The sequence below is a fragment of the Paenibacillus taichungensis genome (genome assembly GCF_013359905.1).
Lineage (GTDB): Bacteria > Bacillota > Bacilli > Paenibacillales > Paenibacillaceae > Paenibacillus > Paenibacillus taichungensis.
On the sequence record NZ_JABMCC010000108.1, the window covers coordinates 159,438 to 172,280 of the forward strand.

Below are 12,843 nucleotides of genomic sequence, written 5' to 3' on the forward strand. Positions count from 1 at the left end.
TATCTATCAGTCGTTACAATCAGGAGATGGGCTGTTTAGCCGTAATCATCTCACGCAACGCTTTTTTGCTTACTTTGCCAACTTGAGTTTTGGGAAAAGACTGCACAAACTCAATCCGATCCGGTATTTTATAGTTCGCCAGGCCCCGGTTACGCAGAAAAGATTTCACTTCGGCAGCTGACGGAGCTTCACCGCTCGGCACGATAAATGCACAGGAGCGCTCGCCCAGATATTCATCCGGCATGGATACTAATGCCGCATCATGTACGGCAGGATGGGCCAGCAGATGATTTTCCACTTCCTCGGCGGCCACTTTGTCGCCGCCACGGTTGATTTGATCCTTCGCCCGTCCTTCCACAACGAGATATCCATCAGCCGTAAGACTGGCAATATCTCCGGTACGATAGAAACCGTCCGTGGTAAACGATCTGGCATTATGCTCGTCAGCCTTGTAGTAACCTCGAATCGTATAAGGCCCTCTTGTCAGTAAATGCCCCGATTGTCCTTGTCCCACTTCCATGTCCTCGTCATCCACAATTCGTACTTCATCATACGGAGACATCGGCTTGCCCTGAGTGTTAACAATCACATGCAACGGATCATCCAGACGGGTGTAGTTCACCAGCCCCTCCGCCATGCCGAACACTTGCTGTAAGGTGCAGCCTAGGACGGGTTGGACACGTGCAGCCACCTCGGCGCTGAATTTGGCTCCACCAACCTGAAGCACCTCAAGTGAAGGAAGTTTAATCCCCCGGGTAGCCGCCGCATTCAACCATATAAGTGCAAGTGGTGGTACAAGAGCCGTTATGGTTACCTTATGGCGCATAATGAGTGGAAAAGCTTCATCCGGGCTGGACCCGCGTGACAGTACAATGGTTCCACCCGCATACAGCGTACCCAGAAAGCCGGGTGAGCTCATGGGATAGTTATGTGCTATAGGCAGAACGGCCAGGTAGACACTATCTGGGGTAAGTCCGCAGACTTCCACACTTCTCCGCAAACTGTAGATGTAGTCATCATGAGTGCGGGGAATCATTTTGGACAGCCCGGTACTTCCACCAGACAACTGTAGAAAAGCAACATCCGAAGAAACTGGCTCATCCGGCAGTGTGACTGGTGCTGTATAAACATCCTCCAAAGCCGTAAATCGCCCCGCTTCTCCAGCCACGAATACATGCCGAAGTCCCGGAACCTCTGCCTGAACCTCTTCGGCCAGTGTGCGATAATCAAACCCTCCATCCTGATCAGGTATCACGTATGCTACGGCCTCAGAGAAACGGGCAAAATACGTAATCTCACTCTTCCGATGTAAGGGAAGTGCATATACAGGCAGTGCACCAATGCGGAATAAGGCAAAACACACCTCGATAAACGCCGTAATATTGGGCAGCTGGATAATAACTCGATCATGCTGTCGTATTCCTTTGGCATATAAGCCAGCGGCCAGACGATCCACCCGATCGTTCAGCTCCGCATAGGTTAATTGTTGTTCACCACTGATAACGGCTACTCGATTGCCATATCGTTCTGTGCGCTGGCGGAGCATTTCTCCAAACGTAATTCCTTCCCAGCAGCCTTCCTGACGATAACGTTCGGCAACTTCCTCAGGCCAGGCCTGAAATCCTGACAGCATCATTCATTCCTCCTTCATACTGGACACAGATGAATCCAAACCCATGGCGAGCAGCATTGTTCCGAATTTCGCTGAGGTCTCTGCCAGCTCCGCTTCGGCTGTAGAACCTGCCACAATACCCGCGCCAGCGAACAGTTTAAGCGTATTCCCTTCCACTTCCGCACATCGGATCGTTACAGCCCACTCGCCGTCACCCTCACTGTCACACCAGCCCACCATGCCGGTGAATAATCCCCGTTCAAACGGTTCCTGTTCTCGGATGGCTTCCCGAGCGGCCTGTACAGGCGTTCCACAAATTGCTGGTGTAGGGTGGAGAGCAAACGCAAGTTCCAATGATGATGTGTTCACATTAGCAAGCTCCCCGTGAATTTCCGTAGATAAGTGCCACATGGTTCTTGTTTGGATCAAGGAGGGTTCTGCCGGGACGGATAGCTGCTTACACAACGGACGCAGCGCTTCCGCCACAGCCTCAATGACTACTGCATGTTCATGGCGATCTTTGGCGGAAGCCAGCAGTGCTTCTGCACGGCGACGGTCCTCAGCCGGATCATCACTCCGGGCAGCAGACCCGGCGAGTGGATTGGCTCTCACTTTGGACCCTTTCCGGGTAACCAGCAATTCGGGACTCGCTCCGATATAAGTCCGATGAGTTTCTTTTTCCGTCTCCACGTCAGCGCGTTTATCCGTTGTTATATTACTTTTTGCTAGAGAGAGTTTCGTCATCGGAACAGCAAATGTATATCCGTGTGTGTTATCCCTGAACAAATTACGGAGTAACTGATGCGTGTTCACCAACGCCTGTGAAGTCACATGAAGTGTACGGGATAACACCACTTTGTGGAGAACGCCTTGATTCAGATCCCTCAAAACGTTGTTTACACTTTGCTGGAATATGGCTCCGGCAGGTTCTTCACGCACCTCACAACCCACTGCGGCCGGGCGTTTTTCCACCGCTGCTCTGGAGTCCGGGGATAGGGGTTCAGCCCATTGGATCTTCTCTGGCACGAATAGCTCTGCAGAAGAATGTATCGGATCGAACGGAATGGCGCCGACCACAATCGGTTTCGTTTGGCCCGAGCGTCTCGCCTTTTCCATCAACTGCTCCATCTGGTTAATGAAAAGCTGCGTTTCTTCATTCCGCTTTTGTTCAGTAACATTAACCGCGCCCATGGAATCAGTTGTATTCTCTTCCGATACCTCCATGGCAGACCATCGAATCTGTTCCCCTTGAGCTAACAGGGTATGTTGCGGTGAAGACCAGAAAAAGGACGTCCCCTCCCGATATTGTTCCAGAAGGTGTAAGGCGGAAGTTGCAGCAACCGTACCCGCTTTTGACATGATTATCATCTCCTTATCTTGATTCAGGCACCTAACGTGGCGCCTCCGTCCACACACAAGTTATGCATCGTAATATGTCTAGCCTGATCCGATACCAAAAAAAGCACACTATCCGCTATATCCGATGGTAACGCCAGCCTGTTCAGTGGTATGCCCAGTCGGTATGCTTGCTGGGAACCTGCGATAACGGCCTGTGCTCCCTGCTCATCTGCCCACAATGCACGCTGCATATCGGTATCCGTCGAACCTGGAGATACAATGTTACAGCGGATATGGTCTGAGGCGTATTCAAGCGCCAAACATTTGGTGAACATGGTTGAAGCCGCTTTGGAGGCCACGTAGGCAGACATGTGCATCCGGGGCACGCCAGAAGCATTTGAACCGACAGTAACAATCGCCCCTGATTGACGTTCGGCCATGTAACGCACCACAGCACGTGACATGTAAAATACACCATGTGTATTCACGTCAAAAGTTCTTGTCCACTCTTCATCACGGAGCTCACTCACAGCCCCCGTGTATAGTACTCCCGCTGCATTCACCAGAATGCCAATCGGACCTAATATCTCCTCAATACGCTGGATTGCATCTTCAACGGATTGATGATTAGATATGTCCACAGGAAAGGCTGTTGCCTGATGACCCTGACTATGCAGATCTGTGACCAGTTGATTCAACTGATCCTCTCGTATATCGACAGCTGCAACAATAGCGCCTTGCTCGGCAAGCAATCTCGCCACGGCTTCACCAATGCCTTGTGCAGCACCGGTGACTACGGCTACTTTTCCATCAATTCCTGTGTAACTCACTCCCGTTCCTCCCTTGCATCACTGCTCCCTCTCCTGTTTGGAGAGATATGTTATCCTGCTGAATCTGATTGGATCATCCGTAAATCCATAACATTTCACTCCACTTGCCTTTCGCCCAATCTCCCATACCGATACCACTAATTGAGAAATACTGTCGCCTCTTCCCTTCTACGACTCCGGGCTGCAGGCAAAACGAATAGCACGACTAATCAGAAATGGCAATACGGATACATGGTTTTCTTCTTCAAACTCGGTATATTTAATGTCCAGACCCGGCTGATTCAGCGCAGATAACCGTTCTGTAAGACTCGAAGCTTTATCATTGTTGCGGGCAGGATGCGTCTTCTCCTGTTCACCCATGCCAATCCACACATTGACGTTCACGGGATGCTCTTCCAGCCGTGCGACAAATTCCTGTTCCTCCTCCAGCATGACGTTCTGGTTCCAGTGAAGGGAAGGGCTACCCGCAATGTAATAGCGAAAAGCTTCTGGTTTCTTGAACAGCGTATGCAATACGAACAATCCACCAAGGGAATGACCAAAAATAGCCTGTCTGCTCCGGTCAATCCGATACTGCTGTTCCATATCCGGCTTCAGCTCTTCTTCGATAAACTGCAAGAATTCATCGGCTCCACCCTGTTTCGGTAAAGGTGTTCCGTCCGAATTCTGGGTATATTCCGTTGTGGCCTGCGGTGTAAAGTCATAGTAACGGTGCGGCGAAAAAGGGCCCGCCGTTGGATACCCAATGCCAACAACAATGGCCGGAAGTGCTCCTGTCTTCTCCGGTCTGCGGCCCTGTACACGAACAGCTTCGACCATCGTGCCAAACACCGAGTTGGCATCCAGCAGATAGATCACCGGATACCCCGAAGGCGGTGGCGCTTCTGCCGGTTGGAATACCATGATCTGATAGGCATGATTGCCGTGGCGTGATTTCATCGTCCATTGTTCGGCGCGTGGAATCTGTACGGTACTGCGTGCGATATGTTCAAGGGTGCCAGATGCGGATTGATTGGGCTGAAACGTCATTACGGATGGTTCCTCCTCGTTGTTCTGCGTATATAAGTTGAATATTGAATTACACATACACTCCACCGTCAGAATAACCTTCCAATCGCTGTTATCTCCAGATTTCCTCTATCCCCTCTTATAAAGGGAGAAATCCGGAGATAAAGGCGAACGCTTCGCTTCTCCAGGTTTTTTCTGACGTCTCCGTTTCTGTGTAGTTCATAAACTCAACTTATACTGTTATGTTTAATATAATTATTGAAATGTATGAGATTGATTCTCATTACCAATTATAAAAGAGTAAATCCGGCTGTCCCATGGACGATATCCAGAAATGATTTTGATTATCTCCATATTCCCACATTTCTGTAACTCACTTGGTTACTCCTAAAATAAAAAAACTCCCTCACGGAATACCTGAAACGGTGGAATTTGTCCGGTTTCTGGCACTCCGCAGGGAGCTACATTTCTCATATTGTGATCAATACATCAATGGATTACCTCTATTATTGCGTTAACGCCTTCAGCGTGTCGTCAATGACATGACCGTAAGCAATCAATCCGCCGCCCAGCCACGGAGCTGGCTCTACTGCGTACACATGTCCAGCTTTAACAGCTGGCATGCTGTTCCATACTTTTGTATCTGTCATTTCCTTCATGCTCCCCGGACCCTGTTCCACCGTGAAAATAAAGTCTGCATCAATCTCAGGCAACACCTCGGTCGATACCGTTGCGCTGTTCTCCGTTTGTACCAGTGTTGGTTTGCCAAGTCCCAATTGCTGATATACCACGTAACCACTAAAGTAGTTACCACCCATCATACTGATCCCACGAGGTGCAAAACGAATGATCGCTGCTTTCTTGCCCTCGGTAACTTTGGCGAGCTTGGCCTTAGCATCGTCTACCTTCGCATGATACGTTGCAATGGCTTTTTCGGCCTCAGCCGTTTTGCCCAGCAGATCACCAATTACCTGCAAAGACTTCTCGACATCACCCGAAGCATTCGTAAATACGTAGGTTGGTGCAATTTTCGAATAACTCTCATATACACCGTTCTCGGCATATTGGGCCGTGTGTAGAATAATAAAATCCGGATTGTACGCCATTAGTGCTTCAGGAGAAGGCAAACCACTGGAGAAATCCAGTGTTGGCACTCCGTTCAACTGGTCCTGGAGGTAAACATGACCTTGCGTACCACTCGCCCATTGAGCTACCGGTTTGACACCCAGTGTCAGCAGAGAGTCTTCCAGATAAGGTGCAAAAACACGCTCTGTATGCTCAGGAACGATAACATCATGTCCCAGATCATCTTTGACAGTTCGTTCTCCTTTGGTTTCTTCCGTGTTCTCTTCGGTTACAGCAGTCCCTGATGTGGCCGTGGTCGAAGCCTCCGTTGTTGGCTGCTCTTTCTGTGCTTCCCCCTCATTTTCTGATTTTGAGCCACAGGCAGATAGCAAACCCGTAATCAATACCAGTACGAGCAAGGCCGAGAATCCGGCACTACGAAATGGACGAACGGAACGGTGTCCGTTACCTTTTTTCTGTTGAAACATGACATATCCCCCTTGATAAACATTCTCATTTAGATAGATGGATTATATGTCATGTAGCCCGAGAATCACCATGGACGTTATCCAGATATACATTTGGACAATATCCCGTGAAAATCAGCAGCGCTTCATCCAGCATACGCATCACGCCTACGGCAGAGTAGTCAAACCAGGGATCACCTGTAATCAGATGAATCTGGTATTGCCTTACTGCCTTAAGCTGACGCCATACTGGCGAGTGTTGCAAACTGAGCCAGTATGCACGCGATGCGGCCTCAGGACACACCATAACAAGAATCCGATCTGGATTTAGCGCAGCCAGTTGTTCCAATGTTAACCGTGTATTGGCCTGAACATCGGGGAACGTCTCCAGTTGTAAACCATTGTTGTACAACACCTCTTCAATACCCGGATTTCGATACAGATAAAGGTGCTGCCCATACACTCGGACAACGATGACCTTCTCTCGGCCCACTTTCTGTTTTACGGAATCCCGTGCCTTCTCGACTCGCTGATTGTATACACCAATCCACTGCTCTGCCTGTTCTTCCCGTTCCAGAAAAGCAGCAATCATGCGTAACTGCGCACGCCAATCCAAGTGATACTTCGGTACAAAACAACAAGGTGCAATCTCAGCCAGTTTGGCCTGATCCGGGTCACTGATTTGATCCGTACCGACAATAGCGTCCGGCCGGATATGAACCAAACGCTCCACGTTGGCTTCAAATCTCAAGCTGGTATACGGGTCTGTCAGTCTCAAATGTGACTGAATCTCTGTTCGGTGCGCGTTATAATAATAAGCGGTCCATTTGGGATCAATCGGCGCAGCGACAGGCATGACATTAAGCGCCAGCAACTGTCCAATGATGCTGGAGGAGCAGGTGGCGATGCGTTTTCTTGCATTTTTGGCATAATCCGAAGGAGATACGCCCACTTCCTTTTTAAATTTGCGGCTAAAATAATACTCATCGCTATACCCTACTTTCAGCGCGATTTCACGGAGTTTGTACCCTGTTTCTTTCAGATATCGTTTCGCACGATTGATGCGAAGATCGGTCAGATATTCCATTGCACTCTGCCCGTAGGTCTTCTTGAATAGATCCACGAAATATTTCGCACTGATATTGGCTTTGTGGGCGAGATCTGCAATAGACAATGGTTCGTCATAGTGCTCGTCCATATATACTTTTACCTTGGCAAGATCCGTCTTGGGACTGCGGCCGGTAACGGGCAAGTGCGCAGGGGTCTGCGAATCATTTTCCAGTAACATAAGGCCACTCCTTTCGATCTGCTTGATCGGTTTGATATGAAATGTACAGGGCAATACAGCCGGTACTATATTAGACTAACGAAAATGATAATCATTATCAATTAAAATATCACATTCTTTTCCATTCAGTCAATCCATATATGGAAGAATGTACACAGTTCGATGTTAGGACTATCCAGTAAACAGTAAAAAAGCCAACTACGTGTTTGGGGCACGAGTTAGCTTTTGATGATGAGTTGCATGGTTAAGTTTGCAAAAATTTGAATTGAATTAATCCCGGCTCCGCAGCTTGCCGAGTAGACGAATAATTTCAAGATACAGCCATACCAGCGTAACCATCAATCCAAATGCACCGTACCACTCCATATATTTCGGAGCACCGTTGTCGGCACCACTTTCAATAAAATCAAAATCAAGTACCAGATTCAGTGCGGCCACAATGACGATAACGACAGAAATGCCGATTCCGATCAGGCTGTTGTCATGCAGATAGGGAACGGTGATCCCGAAAAAACCAAGAACAAAACTGAGGAGATACATAATCATGATGCCTCCGGTTGCTGCGACAACCCCAAGCTTGAAATTCTCCGTAGCTTTGATCAATCTTGTCTTGTATGCCATCAGCAGAGCAATAAAGACGGCCATGGTCAGTAAAGCAGCTTGCAGCGTAATGCCGTTATACAAGTATTCATACGTAGCCGAGAGTGCTCCGAGGAACATGCCTTCCGCAACGGCATAGATCGGCACAAGGTAAGGCGCCGCAACAGGTTTGAATGAAATAATCAATGCGAGGATAAAACCGACGATTGCCCCTCCATATGCAAGAGGAAGCACTTCCTGCCCATTGAAAAACATCATCCAGGATGCAAATGCACTGCCCAGCAGAATTACCAACGTAATAAACGCTTTGTTTACCGTACCGTTGATCGTCATTCTGGTTTGATACCGATCATCTCCATAACCTCTGGAGTCTTCAAACGTACTATCTTTGAGTGTAGGGTTACCGCTACGTCCGATCAAAACAATCACCTCTTCTATGTATTTGGTTAATCCTGTACTACCATCTCTAGGTTCTACATTGCTGTTTCTACGAACTACATATTAAATTACATATTGAAAAATAAAAATTCTAATGCTTCTAAGCAGACGTGGGATGCAATCCGCAGATCACATCCTTGTCTGTTGAAGCAAGCCATAGGCTATATGTCCCAAAACTTTGCGAAAAATACTTTACACTTTATTCAGCACATTCCATCATTTGATTCCAATTCTTATCGCTTTTGGGGCACATTCGAGATACTTATTTGTACAACACTTTATCTACATTGTATTTCGCACGCATCGTGTTGATGATATAGGTCTCGTAAATTTCGCGGTCCACCGGATCTTCAATTACGCACACTTCGATGGTAGTTACTTCCTCGCGGTGTGACTTCATTGGTGATACCGTATCTTCAAAATGTTTCTTGATGCGCGGTCTTAATTTTCGTGCTTTCCCGACAAATAACAACTCATCATCGGCATTGTAAAACATGAAGATACCGCCTTTTTCCCGTGTAATCAGGTGGAAATCGGTGAATCCATAAATGTGGCTAAGCTGTGGATCAGCCTGCTTCGTGATGATGACATCTGGTGTTGGCACAGTAATATTAATCAATAGGTTCACTTCCTCATTATCTATAGGTTTACATCCTATCATATATTATAAAGGGAAACCATTTCATTAATAAGAAGCAAGATTCAAGCTTTTTTCAACTATTACGACAAATATTTCAAAAAAAAGGTTAACTTCCCTGATTCAAAGTGGTACTATAGGGGTATGAGGAAGAATTTGGGCACTAAGACATATGTCTTTATATCTACTTCCGTCTATTGTACCCTATGATTGATCATCTTTTTCATACTGAATTCTGTTACGTGCGCACGACAAGAGTACAGTTAGCAAGAACCTAGCTTTATAGCTTTACGATTCATCATCTATTCGACCCTTGCAGCAAGCAAACGTAGAAAGATCCTAGCTTTACGAAGAAAGTATAGAACTGGATTGACCTAGAAAGCCTGCAATTATAGCCGTACGAGAGTAAATAGACACACGTAGAAGGACAGATAGCTATCGATCCTAGAGAGACTAGTCATGCAACGCCAACCTAGAAAGTTATAAGCAGCAGCACTATAAAAGATGGATCACGTTTCACCCCAGCCCGGCATGATGCCAGGGCTTTTTTACGTTTGCGCAAACAACCAACCACCTCCGCAGGGAAACAGAGGTATCGTGGTTCTTTCTGCGGGGGTTATAATATGGCAAGATAGCAAATAAGGGAGTGATGGGATGTATTCCGATCTGCAACTGACGGAGGACCGCCCTGTATATATACAAGTCAAAGATTATATGAAGCGATTGATGCTCAAAGGCGGCCTGCAAGCCAAACAAAAGCTTCCTTCCACCCGCGAACTCAGTACACTCATGAAAGTAAGCCGCAGCACGATTCTGCTGGCCTATGCTGAACTTGAGGAGGAAGGCCTGATTTACGCGGTCAAAGGCAAAGGCAATTACGTAAGCTCCACCATTGATGCACCTGAGGCAACATCCGGGTGGCAGCTGGACTGGAACGAACGTGTCAGCGATTATGCAATCCAGGCAGAGCAGTATGATCTGATGAAACATGGCTCTGGCTCAGAGCGTGGTGAGATTTCATTTACCAGCATTGCGCCGGATGAGAAGCTGTTTGACATGCACAATGTCAAAAGAGCCTTTCTCGACCGGATGTCGCTTGAAGGTGAAGTGCTGCTGAATTACGGATATGCGCAAGGCTACAGGCCTCTCATGAAGTATCTACTGCGTTATATGGAAAATAAAGGTGTCGACCTATCCGGCAAGGATATTCTGATTACCAACGGATTTACGGAAGGTTTTGATCTGGTACTGGGCGCACTTCGCAAAAAAAGCGGCAGGGCTCTGTGTGAAAACCCGACACATCATACCGCTGTTAAAAATCTGAGACTTCATCAATTCCATCTCACCGGTGTGGATATGGAATCAGATGGTCTGGACCTGAAGCAGTTGGAACGGGAACTTGCAGCCAACCCGTATGATCTGGCCTACCTTGTGCCCTCCTACCACAATCCAACTGGGATCGTCACATCACCTGCCAAACGGACAGAGATCATTCGACTGATGAACCAGTACCATGTGCCGATAATTGAAGACGGCTTTAACGAGGAACTGCGCTATTCCGGTTCCCATGTCTCCCCTCTGATTGCCAGTGTGGGCAAAGGGAACGGACTCGTGTATCTGGGCAGCTTCTCCAAGGTATTGTTTCCGGGATTACGCGTAGGCTGGGTCATTGCGGATGCGGCACTGATTGATTATCTGGAAAGCATGAAACGGGCGCGCAGCATTCATACCTCGACGCTGGATCAGTCCCTGCTCTATCAATATCTGAGCAACGGCAATTTCGAGAAATATTTGAAGCGGGCTCGCACGGAGTACAAGCGAAAATATGAGCTGGTCGTCCGCTGCTTGCGGCAGTATCTGCCGATGTGCCGGGTTTCCGGTGAAGGCGGACTTCACCTGTTCGTACAATTCCCACCAGAATACCGCACGAGGGAGCTGCTGGCGGCTTGCAAGGCAAAAGGCGTTACCTTCATGCCCGGGGATACTTTTTATCTTGAACCTGGCCAGGGACAAAACACGATGCGTTTGGGCTTCTCCCGAGTCAGCGATGAGAACATTCGCAAAGGTATTCGCATCATTGGCGAGACGGTTGCTCAAATGAAATGAGGAGGATTACACATGAAAGTTGGCGTGATAATGGGTGGCACATCTTCGGAGCGGAATGTTTCTCTGCTCACCGGACAGGAGATGATTAACCATCTGGATGGACAGAAGTATGAGGTTATTCCGGTAGAGATCAACAGCAAACGTGATCTCATTGAGAAAGCCGCAGGATTGGATGTAGCACTGCTCGCTCTGCACGGCAAATATGGCGAGGATGGTACGATTCAAGGTACGTTGGAGTCGCTGGGTGTTCCTTATACAGGCTGTGGTGTCCTCGCGAGCAGCGTATGCATGGACAAAGATATGTCCAAACGCCTCATCCAGCATGCGGGTGTACCTACTGGCGAGTGGCTTCAGGTAAGCAGTTTGGATGAATTGTCATCAACCGCTGTGCAGCAGTTAACGTATCCCGTTGTAGTAAAACCCAATTCAGGCGGTTCCAGCATTGGTACGCAAGTGGTACAGGAACCCTCGACTCTTCATGCGGCTGTAGAAGCGGCACTCGTCTGGGACGAAGTCGTCATGATTGAGCAATATATTGAGGGTGAGGAGATTACCTGCGCCGTTCTGGATGGTCAGATGCTTCCAGTTATCTCGATTCGTTCAAATGCTGATTTTTTCGATTACACTTCTAAATATAATGACGGCGGCGCTGATGAGCAGGTCGTTCATTTGCCTGCGGATTTGCACAAACGTGTAGAAGCGGCAGCACTAACCTGTTACCGGGTGTTAAAATGCAGTGTCTATGCCCGTGTGGACATGATGATTCGGGATGGCATGCCATATGTGCTTGAGGTAAACACGCTACCAGGTCTTACCCGAAATAGCCTGCTGCCCAAAAGTGCAGCCGCGGCTGGTATCTCCTTTGCCGGTTTGCTGGATTCCATCATTGATCTCTCGTTAAAAGAACGTCAAAAGGAGGCAACGCGATCATGAGTCTGAATATAACAATTCGTAACAGTACCCCTGAAGATCTGCAGGACATGGTCATTCTTATGGATCAACTCGGTTATCCAACCACGTATGCCGAGATGAAGGAGCGTTATTCGCACATCGCTGCGGATTCAAACTTTGCAACGTTGGTTGCCGAAGTCCGTGGCCGTGTCGTTGGACTGATCGGACTCCAAACATCTTATCTATATGAAAAAAACGGAAAGCACTGCCGTATTATGGCTCTTATCGTGCATGACCAGTTCAGAAGCTCCGGCATCGGTCGTCAGCTTATTCTGGAAGCAGAGCAATGGGCAGCCACTCATGGCGTGGATTCCTTATCCCTGAACAGCGGCAATCGCCCGGATCGTGAAGATGCGCATAAATTCTACCAACAGATGGGCTTTACTGCGGGAAGCACCGGCTTTAGCAAAAAGCCGCAGGCTTTGCAGCATAGCTGACTGTTTGCAATGTAACATCAAAAAAACGCCCATTTCCAACACAAAGGTCGGAAACGGGCATTTTTT

11 protein-coding genes are annotated in these 12,843 nt (G+C 48.1%); 3 read left to right on the forward strand and 8 right to left on the reverse strand.

Going from position 1 to position 12,843, the window contains the following annotated elements; all coding sequences use genetic code 11:
• Positions 1–19: 19 nt before the first annotated feature.
• The 8 genes from HP548_RS13385 to HP548_RS13420 form a co-directional block, all read right to left on the reverse strand.
• On the reverse strand, positions 20–1,633 hold the full coding sequence (locus tag HP548_RS13385; protein WP_175381946.1) for a (2,3-dihydroxybenzoyl)adenylate synthase: 1,614 nt from the start codon (positions 1,631–1,633) through the stop codon (positions 20–22).
• A gap of 3 nt (positions 1,634–1,636) precedes the next feature.
• Complete coding sequence (dhbC, locus tag HP548_RS13390) at positions 1,637–2,971, reverse strand: isochorismate synthase DhbC (protein ID WP_175381947.1); 1,335 nt, start codon at positions 2,969–2,971, stop codon at positions 1,637–1,639.
• 23 nt (positions 2,972–2,994) lie between these two features.
• A complete protein-coding gene (locus tag HP548_RS13395) occupies positions 2,995–3,780 on the reverse strand; it encodes a 2,3-dihydro-2,3-dihydroxybenzoate dehydrogenase (protein ID WP_175381948.1) in 786 nt (261 codons plus the stop codon).
• Positions 3,781–3,948: 168 nt separating this feature from the next.
• The gene (locus HP548_RS13400) at positions 3,949–4,809 is read right to left on the reverse strand and encodes an alpha/beta hydrolase (RefSeq protein WP_175381949.1); all 861 of its coding nucleotides are present in this window, start codon (positions 4,807–4,809) and stop codon (positions 3,949–3,951) included.
• A gap of 485 nt (positions 4,810–5,294) precedes the next feature.
• A complete protein-coding gene (locus HP548_RS13405; RefSeq protein WP_175381950.1) occupies positions 5,295–6,341 on the reverse strand; it encodes an ABC transporter substrate-binding protein in 1,047 nt (348 codons plus the stop codon).
• A 49-nt stretch (positions 6,342–6,390) separates the two neighbouring features.
• Positions 6,391–7,608 carry an AraC family transcriptional regulator gene (locus HP548_RS13410; protein WP_175381951.1) on the reverse strand — a complete coding sequence of 406 codons (1,218 nt, stop codon included), beginning with the start codon at positions 7,606–7,608 and terminating at the stop codon, positions 6,391–6,393.
• A 270-nt stretch (positions 7,609–7,878) separates the two neighbouring features.
• Entirely contained in the window at positions 7,879–8,628 is a 750-nt protein-coding gene (locus tag HP548_RS13415) for a Bax inhibitor-1/YccA family protein (RefSeq protein ID WP_063565881.1), read from the reverse strand.
• A 280-nt stretch (positions 8,629–8,908) separates the two neighbouring features.
• Positions 8,909–9,265, reverse strand: coding sequence for a nucleotide excision repair endonuclease (locus tag HP548_RS13420; protein WP_090902968.1), 357 nt, complete (start codon positions 9,263–9,265; stop codon positions 8,909–8,911).
• A 672-nt stretch (positions 9,266–9,937) separates the two neighbouring features.
• Between HP548_RS13420 and pdxR the strand changes: the two genes are divergently transcribed.
• The 3 genes from pdxR to HP548_RS13435 are packed head-to-tail and all read left to right on the forward strand — an operon-like array spanning position 9,938 to position 12,777.
• Positions 9,938–11,389 carry a MocR-like pyridoxine biosynthesis transcription factor PdxR gene (gene pdxR, locus HP548_RS13425; RefSeq protein ID WP_076287302.1) on the forward strand — a complete coding sequence of 484 codons (1,452 nt, stop codon included), beginning with the start codon at positions 9,938–9,940 and terminating at the stop codon, positions 11,387–11,389.
• 12 nt (positions 11,390–11,401) lie between these two features.
• The gene (locus HP548_RS13430) at positions 11,402–12,322 is read left to right on the forward strand and encodes a D-alanine--D-alanine ligase (protein ID WP_076287301.1); all 921 of its coding nucleotides are present in this window, start codon (positions 11,402–11,404) and stop codon (positions 12,320–12,322) included.
• On the forward strand, positions 12,319–12,777 hold the full coding sequence (locus HP548_RS13435) for a GNAT family N-acetyltransferase (RefSeq protein WP_076287300.1): 459 nt from the start codon (positions 12,319–12,321) through the stop codon (positions 12,775–12,777). The genes HP548_RS13430 and HP548_RS13435 overlap by 4 nt, the downstream gene beginning before the upstream one ends.
• Positions 12,778–12,843: the final 66 nt, after the last annotated feature.

Bases quoted from the DNA above. Each gene is read 5' to 3' on its own strand.
- HP548_RS13405 (WP_175381950.1), bottom strand. From the start codon at position 6,341: ATGTTTCAACAGAAAAAAGGTAACGGACACCGTTCCGTTCGTCCATTT.
- pdxR (WP_076287302.1), top strand. From the start codon at position 9,938: ATGTATTCCGATCTGCAACTGACGGAGGACCGCCCTGTATATATACAA.
- HP548_RS13400 (WP_175381949.1), bottom strand. From the start codon at position 4,809: ATGACGTTTCAGCCCAATCAATCCGCATCTGGCACCCTTGAACATATC.
- HP548_RS13430 (WP_076287301.1), top strand. From the start codon at position 11,402: ATGAAAGTTGGCGTGATAATGGGTGGCACATCTTCGGAGCGGAATGTT.
- HP548_RS13435 (WP_076287300.1), top strand. From the start codon at position 12,319: ATGAGTCTGAATATAACAATTCGTAACAGTACCCCTGAAGATCTGCAG.
- HP548_RS13385 (WP_175381946.1), bottom strand. From the start codon at position 1,633: ATGCTGTCAGGATTTCAGGCCTGGCCTGAGGAAGTTGCCGAACGTTAT.
- dhbC (WP_175381947.1), bottom strand. From the start codon at position 2,971: ATGTCAAAAGCGGGTACGGTTGCTGCAACTTCCGCCTTACACCTTCTG.
- HP548_RS13410 (WP_175381951.1), bottom strand. From the start codon at position 7,608: ATGTTACTGGAAAATGATTCGCAGACCCCTGCGCACTTGCCCGTTACC.